Source organism: Rhodobacteraceae bacterium LMO-JJ12 (genome assembly GCA_021555075.1).
Taxonomy (GTDB): domain Bacteria; phylum Pseudomonadota; class Alphaproteobacteria; order Rhodobacterales; family Rhodobacteraceae; genus JAKGBX01.
The window spans coordinates 1,714,590-1,730,650 of the sequence record JAKGBX010000001.1; the positions used below are offsets into that span (position 1 = coordinate 1,714,590).

General features: G+C 59.1%; 13 protein-coding genes. 10 read left to right on the plus strand and 3 right to left on the minus strand.

Translation table 11 applies throughout. The features are described 5' to 3' along the window. The first annotated feature begins 173 nt into the window (after nucleotides 1-173). On the plus strand, nucleotides 174-1,367 hold the full coding sequence (locus LZG00_08230) for a DNA repair exonuclease (protein ID MCF3593985.1): 1,194 nt from the start codon (nucleotides 174-176) through the stop codon (nucleotides 1,365-1,367). Next, nucleotides 1,364-4,756, plus strand: coding sequence for an AAA family ATPase (locus LZG00_08235; protein ID MCF3593986.1), 3,393 nt, complete (start codon nucleotides 1,364-1,366; stop codon nucleotides 4,754-4,756). The genes LZG00_08230 and LZG00_08235 overlap by 4 nt, the downstream gene beginning before the upstream one ends. Nucleotides 4,757-5,109: 353 nt before the next feature. On the opposite strand, the gene LZG00_08240 is transcribed toward LZG00_08235, so the two are convergent. The 3 genes from LZG00_08240 to LZG00_08250 are packed head-to-tail and all read right to left on the minus strand — an operon-like array spanning nucleotide 5,110 to nucleotide 8,212. Further along, nucleotides 5,110-6,177 carry a TRAP transporter substrate-binding protein gene (locus LZG00_08240; protein ID MCF3593987.1) on the minus strand — a complete coding sequence of 356 codons (1,068 nt, stop codon included), beginning with the start codon at nucleotides 6,175-6,177 and terminating at the stop codon, nucleotides 5,110-5,112. Nucleotides 6,178-6,195: 18 nt separating this feature from the next. Then, on the minus strand, nucleotides 6,196-7,728 hold the full coding sequence (locus tag LZG00_08245) for a TRAP transporter large permease subunit (GenBank protein ID MCF3593988.1): 1,533 nt from the start codon (nucleotides 7,726-7,728) through the stop codon (nucleotides 6,196-6,198). Beyond that, complete coding sequence (locus tag LZG00_08250) at nucleotides 7,715-8,212, minus strand: TRAP transporter small permease subunit (GenBank protein ID MCF3593989.1); 498 nt, start codon at nucleotides 8,210-8,212, stop codon at nucleotides 7,715-7,717. Before LZG00_08250 ends, LZG00_08245 begins: the two co-directional genes overlap by 14 nt. Nucleotides 8,213-8,797: 585 nt before the next feature. Here LZG00_08250 and LZG00_08255 point away from each other — a divergent pair. From LZG00_08255 to LZG00_08290, 8 genes are all read left to right on the plus strand, one after another. After that, complete coding sequence (locus LZG00_08255; GenBank protein ID MCF3593990.1) at nucleotides 8,798-9,937, plus strand: ABC transporter substrate-binding protein; 1,140 nt, start codon at nucleotides 8,798-8,800, stop codon at nucleotides 9,935-9,937. Nucleotides 9,938-9,955: 18 nt separating this feature from the next. Next, a complete protein-coding gene (locus LZG00_08260; protein MCF3593991.1) occupies nucleotides 9,956-10,828 on the plus strand; it encodes a branched-chain amino acid ABC transporter permease in 873 nt (290 codons plus the stop codon). Further along, complete coding sequence (locus LZG00_08265) at nucleotides 10,828-11,781, plus strand: branched-chain amino acid ABC transporter permease (protein ID MCF3593992.1); 954 nt, start codon at nucleotides 10,828-10,830, stop codon at nucleotides 11,779-11,781. The genes LZG00_08260 and LZG00_08265 overlap by 1 nt, the downstream gene beginning before the upstream one ends. After that, the gene (locus LZG00_08270) at nucleotides 11,778-12,566 is read left to right on the plus strand and encodes an ABC transporter ATP-binding protein (GenBank protein ID MCF3593993.1); all 789 of its coding nucleotides are present in this window, start codon (nucleotides 11,778-11,780) and stop codon (nucleotides 12,564-12,566) included. The genes LZG00_08265 and LZG00_08270 overlap by 4 nt, the downstream gene beginning before the upstream one ends. A 10-nt stretch (nucleotides 12,567-12,576) precedes the next feature. Continuing rightward, nucleotides 12,577-13,272, plus strand: a complete 696-nt coding sequence (locus LZG00_08275) for an ABC transporter ATP-binding protein (protein ID MCF3593994.1) — start codon at nucleotides 12,577-12,579, stop codon at nucleotides 13,270-13,272. Between the two features lie 600 nt (nucleotides 13,273-13,872). Further along, entirely contained in the window at nucleotides 13,873-14,529 is a 657-nt protein-coding gene (locus LZG00_08280; GenBank protein ID MCF3593995.1) for a hypothetical protein, read from the plus strand. Between the two features lie 58 nt (nucleotides 14,530-14,587). Further along, the gene (locus LZG00_08285; GenBank protein MCF3593996.1) at nucleotides 14,588-15,337 is read left to right on the plus strand and encodes an ABC transporter ATP-binding protein; all 750 of its coding nucleotides are present in this window, start codon (nucleotides 14,588-14,590) and stop codon (nucleotides 15,335-15,337) included. Beyond that, nucleotides 15,330-16,055 carry an ABC transporter ATP-binding protein gene (locus tag LZG00_08290; GenBank protein MCF3593997.1) on the plus strand — a complete coding sequence of 242 codons (726 nt, stop codon included), beginning with the start codon at nucleotides 15,330-15,332 and terminating at the stop codon, nucleotides 16,053-16,055. Before LZG00_08285 ends, LZG00_08290 begins: the two co-directional genes overlap by 8 nt. Nucleotides 16,056-16,061 lie beyond the last annotated feature (6 nt).

Below are 16,061 nucleotides of genomic sequence, written 5' to 3' on the forward strand. Positions count from 1 at the left end.
AGCGCTGGGCTGCCTCTGCAGATTTTTTGGAGCCGGGTTTTGCGTGGCGATGGTCGCAGATGACCGGTAGCCTGGCGGGCGGAACGAGGTCCGCGGCGAGCGGGGGCTTCGAGGGCTCTTGCGGATGGTGCAGCCAGCGGCATGATGGAGCAACCCTTCGCAAAGGATCAGGCATGAAGTTTCTTCACGTTGCAGACCTCCATCTCGACTCGCCATTGAAAACGCAGGCCGTGCGCAATCCGGCAATGTCCGATAGTCTGCGTGCGGCTTCGCGTCAGGTGCTTGGCCGGTTGGTTGATGCGGCAATCGCGCAATCGGTAGATGCGGTTCTGTTTGCGGGCGACACGTTTGACAACGGTGTGGCGGATGTCGCCAGCCGCGCAGCGCTGGCGGCGGAAGTGACGCGGCTTTCGCGCGCCGGAATCCCGGCGGTGCTGATCCAGGGCAATCATGATGCGCTTCTCGATCTTGACCGCTATGGGCCGATTTCGGATGCGCTTACGGTATTGAAACCCGAGACGCCAACCTTTCGGATCGGCGAAGCGTCGATTCACGGCATCGGGTTTACCGCCGCACGTGTTGCAGAAAGCCTGTTGCCGCTTTACCCGCCGCCCGAGGCAGGTCGCTGGAATATCGGGTTGATGCACACCTCGCTCGACGGGGGGCCAGGGCATGATCCCTATGCGCCCTGCGCGTTATCGGACCTGATGGCGCATGGTTACGACTATTGGGGGTTGGGCCACATTCACAAGCGGGCTGTCTATGAAAGCGAGGGACGGATAGCGGTGATGCCGGGGATACCACAGGGGCGCAGTGTGAGAGAGATGGAGGGCGGATCGGCCACGCTTGTTGACCTCGATCTTCAGGGTGTGCGGGTGCGCGCGGTTCCGCTGGAACTGTTACGGTTCGTACGCGTGCCGGTAGATTTCGCCGGAGTTGACGATCAGGCGAGGCGTGATGAACGGTTGCGCATGGCGTTGGCTGGGGCACTTGCGAAAGATGTGTTGATTGCGGCGCGGGTTGGAGCCACTGGCACACCCGCAGAACTGGGCGACCCGATCATGCTTGAGGCGCAGTTGCGTGAAGCGGCGGACAGGGTTGAAGGGGCATTTGTCGAAAGTCTTCGGCTTCATGTTGCTGAACGGGCCAGCAGCGAAGAGTCGGCTGATGATCTTGCGGCACTTATGCGAGCAGACGCAGCCACGCCGGGGTTTCGCGACGAGGTGCAAGTAGTTCTGAGCGAATTGCGCACCGCGCTGCCGTCAGAGATCCGTGACGTGTTGGACGAGAGTGAATTGGATGAATTGATCGACGCTGGAGTCGAAACGATGACACTGCGCCTTGGCACGGGGAGGGCGGGGGAATGAGGCTGCGCAAGCTTGATCTGCTCCGCTATGGCCGCTTCACCGACTGCTCGCTCGATTTCGGAAATGGCGGCGGCGAGACCGATGTGACTATTGTCTATGGTGAGAACGAGGCTGGCAAGAGTACCGCCTTTTCGGCCTGGCTCGACCTTCTCTTTGGCTTGCCGCTCCAACACGCCTATGACTTTGTGCACGCGCGCAAGGAGCTTCTTGTCGGAGCGACGATTGAAACCGATGATGGGCCGCTCACATTGCGCCGCACGGGGCAGCGAAGCGGATCGCTGAGCGACGAGAACGGGCGCGTTGTCGATGACCGGCGGCTGGAGCTGATGCTTTATGGTCTCGACCGCGACAGCTATCGCACGCGATTCTCGCTCGATGACGAAGTGCTGCGACGGGGCGGTGACGAGATCGCGCAGGCGAAGGGTGATCTGGGGCAACTTCTGCATGCCGGATCATCGGGTCTTTCGGGCTTTGCTGAGCTTTTGAAGCGCGCGCAGGAGGAAGTTGACGCCTTCCACAAGCCGCGTGGCCGCACAACGGTAGTGGCCGAGGGGCGCAACAGCCTGAAGGCGATGGACGAGGCCATTACAAACGCGCGCCTCGATCCACGGCGTTTTGATGAACTTCGTCGTCTGGTTGAGGATGCGGAGGAGGCTTGTCAAAAGGCTGGCGCGACGCGCGACGATGCGAAGCGCAGACTTGTTATGCGCGAAGCCGCTGATGCGCGGCGCGCGTTGGCGCGTGAAATCGCCGGAGCGCGCGACCGTCTCTTGAAATATACGGGCGGTCCGGATCTCGTGGAAGGCGCGCTGACCCGGGTCAGTGTGGCGGCAGACGCGATCACCCGAGCCAAGGAATCCGAGGCGGAGGCTGAAGAAAGCATCAATGACGCCAATAGGCGCCTTGAAGCGCTAAGTCCGGATCCGGAGGGATTGAAAATTGGCCAGTTACTAGCCGAACTTGATGCAGCCGAATTTGACGAAGGTGAACCGCTTGTTGCTCGCGCGAGCGCCGCAGGGGCAGATATCGACCGCCGCAGGGCAGAGCGGGATGCGGCATGGAAAAAGGCGCGCCAACTTGCAGAGAGCTTTGCAGGTGAAGGCGCCGACCCGAGCAGGGTCGTCTTGCCGCGCGATGTGTTGAGCGGCATTCGTGAGGCTGCCACCGAAGTGCGTGAAGCGGCGCGCGACTGTGACGATGCGCGTTGCAGGCTGGCTGAGACGCGTGCGGAAATGGGGCAGGTTGAAGAGATGCCCGACGGCGCCGACGCATTGGCGGATGCGCTTTGCGCGTTTGAGGCCTTGCCGCTTGATCCCCAACCCCTCGTGCGGGTCTTGCACGAACGCGAGGCCGAGGCATTCCAACGTGCTGCCGGATTACCGCAGGGGTGGCGTGCGTTAACCGATGCAGGGCTTGCGACGCAGGCCGAGCTGCGCGCATTGGAGCGCGATGTGAAGACAGCCGATGATGCCGTGGCGCTGGCTGCGAACCGCTTGCGCGAGGCCGAGGAAGCGGCTGCGCAATGTGAGGCAGAACGCGACGCCACAGTGCAGGCGGGAGTAGTTGTTACCGATGACGAGATCATCGCGAGCCGTTCGAGGCGCGACCGGCTATGGTCTGCGCATCGTAACCGGCTTGAATCCGAGACCGCTGAAACCTTCGAAGCGGCCATGCACGACGATGACGCAGCGCACGACACATACGGACGAACGGTCGAGGCACGCACCCGCGTATTGCAGCTTGGGGGTGAGCTTTTGAAACTTCGCAAGTTTGCCGAACGTCGACGCGCCGATCTGATCCAAGCGCGGGGCGCCCGCAAGGCGCCATTGGAAGCCAAGCGGCAACTGGCCGCGCGGCTTGGGCTTGGGGCGGACGTCGACCTCGCCAGCTTTTTCGAAAGGCGGGATGCATTGCAGGACGCGCTTGAGGCGGCGCTGGCGGCGGAGACAGCGAAGGAGGAGCTTGCCGCGGCACAGGCGGCAGAGGCTGCGGCGTTGGAAGAGGTGGAGCAAGCTTACACAGACATCACGGGCGAGGAGGTTGGAGCAAGTGGCGTGCTTCCTGCGGCGCAGCGATTGCGCGCCGGGCTTGCCGAACGCCAGTCTCGTATCGCCAGCCGCGCAGAAGTGGAAAAGCTGGTGCGTCGGTTGGAGGCCGAAGTTGCTGTTGGGGAAGCGACGCGGGAGACGGTTCAGGCAACATATGCAGAGCGCGTTGCCGGTCTCTGGTGCGCCGAGCTGAAGGTGGAGGAGATGTTGCGGGTTACCGAGGGACTTGTGGAACTCGCAGAGGAACAACGGGCCGCTGAAAGTCTCGATCACCGCGTTGCGCAATTGAGTGCGGCTCTGAGCGCATTCGGTACTCGTGCGGCACCTCTGCGAAAGGCGTTGGGCCTGGCAGAAGAGTCGCAGGTAGATCACATCATGCGAACCGCCCGTACCCGCGCCGATGCTGCCCGTGAAACGGCACAGCTTGTTGCGCAGGCCGAGAAGGATTTGGCCGAGGCGGAGCGGGAACGCAGCAGGCAGATGAGGGCTATTCAAAACGGCGAGGAAGTCATTGCAGGGCTGTTCAGGGATCAGGACCAAACGCCGGGCGATGCGCCGGTGGCGGCAGTAGAGCGCCTTGTCGCCCGGGACGAACTGCGTGCGGAACTTTCTCGCCTGACAGAGGAATACAGGGTCTTGGGAGAGGGGCTTGAATCCTCTGCGCTTGCCGCTGAAGAGCAGGACGCCGACCCGCTGCGGACTGGCAAGTTGCGCGAGGCGGTGGCGGAGGCAGATGTCGAGCGCGACGCGGCCATCGGGCGGCGAGGAGAGGTCCGAAATGCATTTGACGGTGCGCTGCAAATGACCGGGGGTGCAGAGCAGACGCAAGCGCGCGCTGCGCAACTGGAAACACTGCGTGAAGCGGCGCGTCGCGCAGCCGTGACAAAGATCGGTTTGATGGCAGCTTCGGGCGCGCTTCGCCGCTTGCGGGAGGATCGCCGCGGCCCAATGCTTGACGCGACCGAACGCGCTTTCACCCGCATGACCGGTGGGGAATGGCAACGGCTGGAAGCCCGGGCGACAGGCACAGGCGAGCGACTGGTCGGCATCCGCGACGGTGCCGCCGTCGGAGCCGATGCCATGTCCACGGGAACCCGGGGTCAACTCTATCTTGCGTTGCGCGTCGCGGGGCACGCGGATTTCGTGAACCGATACGGTCCTTTGCCTTTTGTTACGGACGATATTCTTGAAACCTTCGATGATGCGCGGGCCACTGCGGCGCTGGCCCTTACCGGGGAAATGGGCCGAAGTGGGCAGGCGATCATGTTCACACACCATCGCCATCTGGTGACTCTGGCAGCACAGGTTATTCCCGGCGTAAGAGTCGTTGAGCTTGGGTGAGCCAGAGGAGCGTGGCCGCGACCTGTAAAAACTGCCGCGGGGTTCGTGAATGAGATTTGCCAAAAGGTCGGCTTCGGTCACAGCAAATCTGGCGGGGCATTGAGGCAGCAATAACGCGCCCGCATTCAATCGTGTCAACATCGACCAGGTCTATGCTCTGATCTTAATCGAAAGGCTCGCCAATGGCGATTTTGATGGTCCCGGCTACGTGGTTTGAAAAGGCTGCGCAAGCACCTGCATTTTCGCCTACATACGGCGCCGGTAGGCCATGGGCCGCTCTTCTTGTTGCGCGATCGAGATGTCTAGTGGAGGGTCACCCGCACCCATCTATTCGGAGGGTGCGGGCAGGGCCGTCAGCCGCGACCGGCCAGCATCGGCAGGGTCATCGCCGCAGCATAGTCGCGGGCATCGGCCAGATAGGCGTCATAGCTTTCGCGCACGCGGGCTACGTCGGCATTCGCCGCCGTCAGTTCGTCCTGAATCTCGCCCCAGGCGCTGCGCATGGCTGCGACCACCTCATCGGGGAAGTTCAGGAATTCGACGCCTTCGGCCTTGAGCGCGGTCATGGCGCGGGCGTTGAAATAGTCAAACTGCGCGTGACTTTCTAGTGCAGCGGCATGGGCAGCGTTCATGCAGATCGCCTGTAGGTCACTGGGCAACTCGCCGAATGCATCCTTGTTGAACACGATCGCGAGGCCTGCGCCGGGTTCGTTATAGGCGGGGACATAGCAAAGCTTGGAAATCTTTTGTAGGCCGAACGCCTGATCCAGCATTGGCCCGACCCATTCGGCGGCATCAATTGCGCCCGACTGGAAGGCGGTAAAAATTTCCGGCGGTGGCATCAGCACGGCATTGGTGCCGAGCTTGCGGTAGATCTCGCCGCCCAGACCGGCGATGCGCATGTTCAGCCCTTTGAGGCTGTCGACGTTTTCGATCCGGTTCTTGAACCAACCGCCCGACTGCGTGTTGGAATTACCGGAATAGAACGGAACCAGCCCGCGTTGGGCATAAATATCGTCCCACAACTCTTGCCCACCGCCGTATTTCAGCCAGGCGAAATGCTCGTTCGATGTCATGCCAAAGGGCACGGCGGTGAACCAGTGAAGTGCCGCGTTCTTGCCCGCAGCATAATAGGTAGGCCCGTGACCGACCGGTATGTTACCTTGCTGCACAGCATCTTCAACTGCGAAGGGAGGAACCAGTTCACCTCCGCCATAGACGGTCATGTTCAGTCGGCCATCGGACATGGCGGCGACCTTTTCGGCGAAGTTGGTGACATTTGTGCCGACGCCAGGCGCGTTCTTCGGAAAGGCCGTGGCCAAGTTCCATTCGATTTTGCCTTGGGCCACTGCAGGCGTGGCTAGTGCCGCCATGCCTGCGGTTGCGCCTAGACCGGCGCTCAGGAATTTTCTGCGTTTCATTTTTTAAGGTCTCCCCCTCTATCGGAACATTAAGTCGGGCAGCCATGTGGCAAGCTCCGGCACGGCTATCAGAATGCCTAACGCGACAACCTGCAAGCAGACGAATGGTATCACCCCGAAATAAATGTCTGAGGTAGTGATTGACCGTGGCGCCACCGAGCGGAAATAGAACAGGGCAAAACCGAATGGCGGAGTCAGGAACGAGGTTTGCAGGTTCATTGCCAGCAACACTCCGAACCAGACCGGCGATATGTCGGTTCCCAGAATTGGCGGGCCCAGTAGTGGCACGACGATATAGATGATTTCGACCGCCTCCAGCATGAAACCCAGGAAAAACACCAACACCATGACCAGCGCCAGCGCGCCGGTGGTGCCGCCGGGCATGTCAGCCAGCAAGCCTTCAACAGTGTGATCGCCGCCAAAACCGCGAAAAACCAGACTGAGCATAGAGGCGGCGATGACGATACCAAAGACCATGCCCGAGATGCGAACCGTCTCGGTCAGGGCGCTGACCAGAACCCCAGCCCGCCAAACCCGCCAGCTCGCCGAAAGAGTGCCAAGCGCGATCAGAATTGCGGCCAAAGCCCCGATCAAGGTGGCCGCCTGACCGTGACCGGCACCGACAATGCGTAGGGCGACAAATATCAGCGCAGCACCGGCGGCTGCCAGGATCAGCAATCGTCCCGTCCCGGGGCGCCCGGTCATGTAGCCAGCCAGCAACAATGCACCGATCGCACCGAGCCCGGCGGCTTCTGTCGTTGTGGCGACCCCGGCGAGGATCGAACCCAGCACTGCTAGGATAAGGCCGATCGGGGGCAGGAAAGTGGAGAGGATTTCGGACATGGGCACGATTTCACGTGCCCGCACGGGGCGACCGCGCATCGGGCGCAGCGTCAGGGCGATATATCCGGCGTAGAGTAGCACCAAAATCAGGCCGGGCACCATTGCGCCTGCGAACAGATCGCCTACCGAGACCGGTTGAATGGCGAAATTACCGGCCTTCTGCTGCGCCTCCAGATAGGCGTTGCCGATTTGATCCCCTAGCAGGACCAGGAGAATCGATGGCGGGATGATCTGACCCAAAGTGCCGCTGGCGCAGATCACGCCCGAAGCCAGTCTGGGCCTGACTCCGGCTTCGAGCATTGCTGGCAGGCTGATCAGCACCAGCATCACAACGGTCGCACCGATGATACCGGTCGAGGCTGCAATCAGAGTCGAAAATAGCAGCACCGACAGGGTAATTCCGCGCGGGCTGCCTCCAACGATCCGTGACAGCACGCCAAGCATCCGTTCTGCCAGACCCGAGCGTTCGAGCAATACCCCCATCAACACGAATAATGGCACGGCCATCAAAAGAGTGTTGGTCATCACCCCCCAGACTCGCGCGGGGTAGAAGTTGAGGAAAGACAGGTCAAACTGGCCAAACAGGCTGGCGATGACGGCAGTTATCAGCGGCACGCCGGCAATTGCCAGCATCGCCGGAATGCCACTGAGGATGCCAGCGAACAGGCCAAAAATCAGAATCAGCAGAAAGATGTCATGCGGCGTCATCCGGCGCTCCCCTTAATACCGCCGCCAGCCCCTGGGCGATGGTCAACGCCGCTGCCACAGGTAGCGCAGTCTTGATGATGTAAAGCCCTGGCAAGCCACCGGTTTCCAAAGACGCTTCGCGGATCGACCAAGCATAGGCCATCTGTGGCCACCAGGCCCACAATATGACGCCGAACACCGGGATCAGGCAAAAAATCAGGGCGGCGACGTCGGCGGCGCGGCGATAAGTCGGCGAGAGCTTTTCTGAAATCACCTCGACCCGAACATGTCCACCCCGGGCAAGGCAGACCGGAACGCTGAAGATAGCGAGCACCGCGAAGGCATAGGTGGCGCTGTCCTGAAGCTCGATAAACCCCACGCCGAACCCGTAGCGCAGCACCACAACTGTCAGGACGACCAGCGTCAGAATCATCGCCGTGGTCAGACACAAGAACCAGGCCAACAGGTCAAGTGCGCCTGCAAGTGCCAGATAAGACTGTCGCATCTCTGAGTCCTCCTGCCGCCAGTCATGCCATGGCTTTGTGCAGGAGCCAATGGCGGTTTGGGTTTGTGCTAGACATGCGATGGTGTTGGGCGGTCAGCGTTGGGTTTAGTTTTGCAGCAAGCCGCTTTGCGCATTGTGGTGCAGACAGTGGCGCAGACAATTGAGAAATTGCGGCCGACGTTCGACTCCATTGACCAAAATAGCCGAAGAATTCGCGCTCATATGCTTAAGGTACTTGAAAAAAGACGCGACATCAAAGCTGTCCCGTCTGTCGCGAACCGTTGAATAGGTGTTGGAGCATCGCAGTCAGCACGGTGCGACTAAATAACACAGTTTCTAAGGGGCAGCGCGCAGGTCTCCACCGCCCAACATCCTTCTGGACTATATTATCACGAGACAAGTCAACGCGATACATGGCTGCATTGAGCTACTAAAATTGCTGAAAAAGACGCTTTTTGGGTCATAATATTTGCCTGTGCTCGAAGAAAGATGTTGCAAGATGCGTACTTAAAAGCACTAATGTGGTACTGAATTACTGATTTACCACGCATATGGGAGATATGTGTCATGCAGGGAGGAACCACCATGAGATCCACATTGTCCATTATTGCTCTAAGCGCAGCATTGGGAACCGCCACCGCCGCAGTGGCAGAGGTGCGCATTGGCGCCTCGTTGGCAGTAACCGGTCCGGCGTCGTTTCTTGGAGACCCCGAGGCAAAAACGCTTGAGATGCTTGTAGAGCAGATCAACGCAGCCGGAGGCATTCAGGGCGAAGAAATTGCGCTGACGATCTATGACGATGGCGGCGACCCGAGCAAAGCCCGCACCTTCGCCACCCGCCTTGTCGAAGAGGACAATGTTGTGGCAATCATCGGCAGCAGCACCACGGGGGCCACGATGGCCATGGCGCCGATCGTGGGCGATGCCGAAGTGCCGATGATCTCGCTCGCTGGCGGGTTGGTGATCATCGATCCGGTTCAAGACTATGTTTTCAAGACGCCCCATACTGACCGCATGGCATGCCAGAAGGTGTTTGAAGACATCAAGAACCGGGGTATGTCGAAGGTTGGTATCGTTTCCGAGACAGGCGGATTTGGCGCGTCGATGCGCGAACAATGCCTTGATGTGGCAGGGGACTACGGAATCGAGATCGTCGCCGACGAAACCTATGGTGCCGCAGATCCGGATATGACGCCCCAGATGACCAACGTCGCCAATACCGACGGGATCGAAGCGATCCTGGTGGCTGGTGCAGGTCAAGGGCCGGCAGTTGTAACCCGCAACGCCGCTCAACTCGACATCAAGCTGCCGCTCTATCAGTCGCATGGCGTCGCATCCAACAAGTTCATCGAGCTTGCAGGAGACTCCGCAAACGGTATCCGTCTTCCGGCAACTGCGCTTCTGATCCCCAATCAACTGGCGCAGGATGATCCGCAACGCGAAGTCGTGAACAGCTATATCACCGACTATTCGGCCAAATACGGCACACCGCCGTCGACTTTTGGGGGCTATGCTTTTGACGCTCTCAATCTTCTGGTCGAGGCGATGAATGCCGCCGGGACGACGACAGATAGCATCGCCATCAAGGGGGCACTCGAGAATATCCAGAACCATGCCGGGGTCACGGCTGTCTACAACTTCACCCCGGAGAACCACATGGGTCTTGATCCGAGCGCATTCCGAATGCTCGTGATCAAAGACGGTGGTTGGGCTCCGGCCGAATAATACCGGGGTATTTGAAACGTGTCCGAATTGCTTCAATTCGTGCTTTCGGGTCTGACGGTTGGCGCTATCTATGCCGCCGTCGCACTCGGTTTCACGCTGATTTACAACGCTTCTGGTGTCGTCAACTTCGCCCAAGGCGAGTTTGTCGTCATCGGCGGCATGACCGCAGCTGCACTAATCGGTATCGGAGTGCCGCTGCCACTTGCCATTCTCGGTGCGGTGCTGGCCGGCACGGCGAGCGGAGTCCTGCTCTATCAGTTTGCCATCCGACCGGCGCGCAATGCGCCGCTGGTTTCGCTTGTCATCATTACGATCGGTGCCAGCATCTTTATCCGCGGTGCGATGCAGACGATCTTTGACAAGCAAATCCATCGCTACGATGGATTCTCGGGCGATTTGCCGATCCGGTTTGGCGGTGCGGCCATCCTGCCGCAAGCGCTGTGGATCATTGGCGGTGCGATTGCGATTTTCGCTTTTCTCGCCTGGTTCATGCGCCGGACAAGAAGCGGGAGGGCGATCGAAGCGACATCCTCGAACCGGCTTGCCGCGACGCTGATCGGTATCAATACGCGCCATGCGGTCAACCTCAGCTTTGCGCTTTCTGCTTTCATTGGCGCGCTGGCGGGCGTTCTGGCAACGCCGATCACTTTCACTTCCTATGATGCCGGAGTGTTGCTCGCTCTCAAGGGCTTTTCGGCCACCATGCTCGGTGGTGTGGGTTCTCCTCTGGGCGCGTTGATCGGTGGTCTTGCGATCGGTTTGATCGAAGCGTTGACAGCCGGTTACATCAGTTCATCTTACAAAGACGCTGCCGCCTTCGTCATCATCCTGGCCGTTCTGTTCCTGCGTCCACAAGGGCTGCTCGGGCGCCGCATTCAGGAGCGCGTATGATGTCAGCTGGATTTCGCATTTTTGCGGTCATTGCCGTATTGGTGATTGTTGGTGCTCTGATCTCGCCATCGAATTACTACTTCCGCGTCGGAACGCTGGTTTGGATCAACGCGGTGTCGGTCATCGGCATGGTGGTCTTGCTTGGCTATGTCGGACTGGTCAGTCTCGGCCATGCCGGGTTTTTTGCCATTGGCGCATATTCGGTGGTTGTACTGCCCAATTACGGTCTGCCGCCGCTGGCTGCCGCGCCGGTCGGTGTGGCTCTGGCAGGGCTCGTGGCCTATGTCATTGGGCGACCGATCCTCAAGCTTTCGGGATACTATCTGGCGATTGCGACACTGGGCTTTGGCATACTCGTCTGGATGGTGCTGACCAAAGAGGCGTGGTTGACAGGTGGACCGGATGGCGGACCGGTGGCCGGGCCAAACCCGAAATACCTGTTCCGTGCTATTGGCATTGATATGACCACGGCAGAAGCGTGGTACTGGATCTGTGGCCTCGTCGCGGCAATCGGTGGCGGGCTTATCGCCAATCTTGGTCAAAGCCCGACGGGCCGGGCCATGCGCGCTTTGCACGACAGTGATGTCGCCGCACAGTCGCTGGGTGTCGACTCGGCACGCGCCAAGTCGGTCGCATTCATCATCTCTGCCCTTTACGCCGCAACCGCTGGTGTGTTGCTGTCCTTTGCCAACGGCTACATCACACCTGAGGTCGGCGGGTTCATGCATTCCGTCGAGATGGTTACGATGGCGGTGCTGGGTGGTGCCTCCAGTGTGATTGGCGCGCTGGTCGGGGTCTTCCTGCTGACGGTGTTGCCGCAGGTGCTTACCATTTTTGCGGAATACGAACATATGATCCTCGGAGCTATCATGGTTTTGACAATGGTGTTGATGCGCGATGGGTTGATGCCCGCCTTCCTCAACCTCTTCAAACGTCTGGGGCGCAAGTCATGAGTGCGCTGACGGTAAAGGGGCTGAGCATCGCTTTTGGCGGCGTGAAATCCATTGACGATGTCAGCCTGGATGCGCCGGCCGGGGTCGTTACTTCAATCATCGGGCCAAATGGCGCGGGCAAGACTACGTTGTTCAACCTTATCAGCGGCATCTACCGGCCCTTGTCGGGGAGCGTTCATATCGGGGACAACGACGTGACCGGGTTGGCTACCCACGAGCGTGCTCGCCTCGGGATGGCGCGGACGTTCCAGAACCTCAAACTGTTCCCGCATATGACGGTTCTCGATAATGTGATGACCGGCTGTCACATCCGCGAGAAATCGTCTCTGGTTGCTGATCTTCTGGCTCTGCCGCAAAGTCGGAGAGCATCGCGCGAGAGCCGCGAAATCGCCATGACCGAGCTGGTGCGCGTCGGTCTTGATAGCGAAGCAGATCGGCAGGCGTCGGACCTGTCCTACGGTCAACTCAAACGGCTCGAGATCGCCCGGGCGTTGGCGTCGGGTTGCTCGATCCTGTTGCTGGATGAACCGGCGGCGGGATGCAACGCGATCGAGACGCGCGAAATTGACGTGTTGATCGTCCGGTTGGCCGAGGAAGGCCGTGCGGTTGTGTTGATCGAACATGACATGCGTATGGTCATGCGGATTTCCAAACACATCATCGTCCTCGATAGTGGGCGCAAGCTGGTTGAGGGGGATGCCGACACCGTGCGCCATCACCCTGATGTCATCGCGGCCTATCTGGGCGCACATGGCGCACGTGAAGCAGGGGCAGCACATGACTGAAACCGGACCCATTCTGCAAATCGAAGGCCTGGTGTCGAGCTATGGGCCGACGCAGGTTTTGCACGACATAGATCTGCATGTGTCGCGCGGTGAGATTGTGACCGTTCTGGGCGCTAACGGCGCGGGCAAGACAACACTTCTGCGGTGCATTTCGGGCGTTCAGCCGGTGCGCGGCGGAACAATTCGGTTCCTCGGACGAGATTTGAAAGCTGTTGCGGATCACGAGCGCGCCGGGATCGGAATTGCCCACGCTCCAGAAGGTCGCCACATCTTCGAGGAACTGTCTGTCGAGGAAAACCTGCATCTGGGCGCCTTCAGTCGACGAGATGACTCTGCGGGCGATTTGGCCCATGTGTATGAGCTTTTCCCGATCCTGAAGACCAAACGCAGTCAGTTGGCGGGTGGCCTTTCGGGGGGCCAGCAGCAGATGCTGGCGATCGGGCGGGCGATCATGGCCAAGCCGCAACTTATGATTTTTGACGAACCGTCTATGGGGCTCGCGCCGGTGTTGGTCGATCAGGTTCTCGACGTCATCACGACGCTTAGAGATGACGGCGCAACGCTTCTGATCGTTGAGCAAAATGCTTTTGCGGCGCTGTCCATCGCTGATCGGGGGTATGTCATCGAACAGGGCCGCATTGTGCTGTCGGATGACGCACAAAGCCTGCTGGCAAACCCCGAGATGCGTGCCGCCTATCTGGGCTGATACAAGGCGTTTGATTTCTGCCTAACGGCGGTGCGGAATCGGTCGCGCCGAAGGCCGTTTGAGGCAGGCTTATGCTTTTGCGGCTGTCGAGGCATCATTGTGCCTCTTCACCAACCACTCGAACGTCAAACAAACTTTCTTTCTCTAGTAGTGGGAAGTCGACCTTTGTCGAGGCCCAACGCAGTTAGTCGTTCCGGGTGGGCAGATTGAAGCGCCAATATCGCTTCAGGTCTATATCTAACCCAAACCTCGTAGCTTCAGGCGTGAAAGGGTCAGCTTCTGACATCTGATTAGCGGCTTCCGGCGACTGCTGAAGTCGGCACGACATGACATGTTTAAGCGTTCGCCGGTGGCATCCTAGGGATCTGCGGCTCTGATTCTAGAGTTTGGCTTGGTAAAGTGTCTTTTTCCAACGATCTTTTAGCTCGCCAATCCTGTTGGGCCTCTTTGAAAGCATACGTACGAATACGTAAGCGAACACTGTATAACGTTTTGTTTTCATATCTTAAAGAGACCGGCATTTGCGCTCAGCAAAATCGATCTGGACAACGCAAAATCGGTTTACTAGCGTTTGGCGTGAACGTTTAGGGAGGACGGGGCATGGTGGCCGGGTTGATGATGGATCAGCCACTGACTGTTATGGCGATTCTGCGCCATGCGATCCGATGCCATTCGAATGCGCAGATCGTTTCGCGCCAACTTGACGGCTCTATCCATCGCTACAGCTACGACAATTTCGGGCGGCGGGTGCATCGGCTCGCAAATGCCTTGGTGGGTGTGCGCAAGGGCGACCAGATCACCCTGTCCGCCAAAGAGCGCCATGAAATCCAATGCTATCAGGGGCGGCCTCTTATCGGGGGGGATCTGCGCATCACTAACCGGACCAAGGATGTCATAAAGTCGGGCGGCGAATGGATCAGCTCGGTTGAGCTGGAACATATTGCCATGAGTCATCCAGATGTTGCCGAGGCTGCCTGCATCGCAATTGCGCATAGTAAATGGGGCGAACGCCCGATGCTTTGCGTCGTCCCAAGAGAAAAGAAAACGCTGGATGTTACCGGGTTGAAGGCGTTTTACGAAGGACGGGTAGCCAACTGGTGGATACCCGATTATGTCGAAGTGATCGAAGACATGCCGCACACCGCTACCGGAAAGGTTTCGAAACTGACATTGCGCCAGCGCTTTGAGGGGTTTCGTCTGCCGGAGACGAATGAGCAACCGGATCAAAACCGGGTAGGCGGCATTAGAAAGGGATGAAAAGGGGGGTGCTTTTGACACGACTATCAGCGAGCGCGTCGCAGCGCGGAGAGCGTCCATGAGTGTCGTTCTGGAGGCGAAGAATCTCAGCAAGGAATTCAAGGGGTTCTTTGCAGTCAAGGATGTCGACCTGAAGGTCCAGAAGGGCACGATTCATGCCCTGATCGGGCCCAATGGCGCGGGCAAGACGACCTGTTTCAATCTGCTGACCAAGTTTCTTCAACCGACCAGCGGAACGATATCCTATGAGGGGCGCGATATCACCAAGATGAACCCCGCAAGAATTGCCCGGCTTGGTATGGTGCGGTCGTTTCAGATATCGGCGGTTTTCCCGGATCTTACCGTGTTGCAAAACGTGCGCGTCGCAGTGCAACGCAGACGTGGTGAGAGCTTTGATTTCTGGCGCTCGGACAAGCTGTTGAGCCGGTTTGACGACGAAGCGCGTGGCTATGTCAACGAGGTGGGGTTGTCCGAATTCGAACAAACCCGCGCGGGGGAGCTTTCTTACGGGCGCAAGCGTGCGTTGGAGATCGCGGCCACACTGGCTCTGCGCCCGGAAATGTTGTTGCTCGACGAGCCGATGGCCGGAATGGGCCGGGAAGACGTTGTGCGTATTGCGGCCCTAATCCGGCGCGTGGCCGAAAACCGGACCGTTTTGATGGTGGAACACAATCTCTCTGTGGTGGCGGACCTGTCCGACATGATTACCGTTTTGGCGCGGGGCGAGATCTTGGCCGAAGGCGATTATGCCACCGTTTCCAAATCTCCCGAAGTGATCGACGCCTATATCGGAGCTGGCCATGAGTGAATTGAATTCCCTCTCCGCTGACACATTGCTGAAGGTATCAGGTCTACAGGGCTGGTATGGCGAAAGCCACGTGTTGCACGGAATTGACTTTGAGGTAACAAAAGGCGAGGTGGTCACGCTTCTTGGGCGCAACGGTGCGGGCAAGACAACGACGCTCTTGGCGATCATGGGCATTCTTTCCAAGCGCACCGGATCGGTGATCTATGACGGTGCCGAAATCATTGACATGCAACCCCGCCATATCGCCCGGCGCGGAATTGCCATTTGCCCGGAAGAACGCGGCATCTTCTCTTCACTCACGGTTGAGGAAAACCTGATGTTGCCGCCCGTCATAGGCCAAGGAGGTTTAAGCCGCGAGCGTATTTTCGAGTTGTTTCCTAACTTGCAGGAACGGCGGCGCAGCCAAGGCACCAAACTGTCGGGTGGCGAACAACAGATGCTGGCCATCGCCCGGATTCTGCGCACGGGCGCGCGGCTCTTGCTTCTGGACGAGCCGACCGAAGGTCTGGCTCCGGTGATCGTCCAGCAGATCGGCAAAACCATCGCCACGCTCAAAGACGAAGGGTTCACCATCGTGCTGGTCGAGCAGAATTTCCGTTTCGCCGCTTCGGTGGCTGACCGGCACTACGTCGTCGATCAGGGAAAAGTCATCGACATGATCCCCAACACCGAACTCGACGCGAATATCGACAAGCTGCACAGCTATCTCGGGGTGTGACAGTTT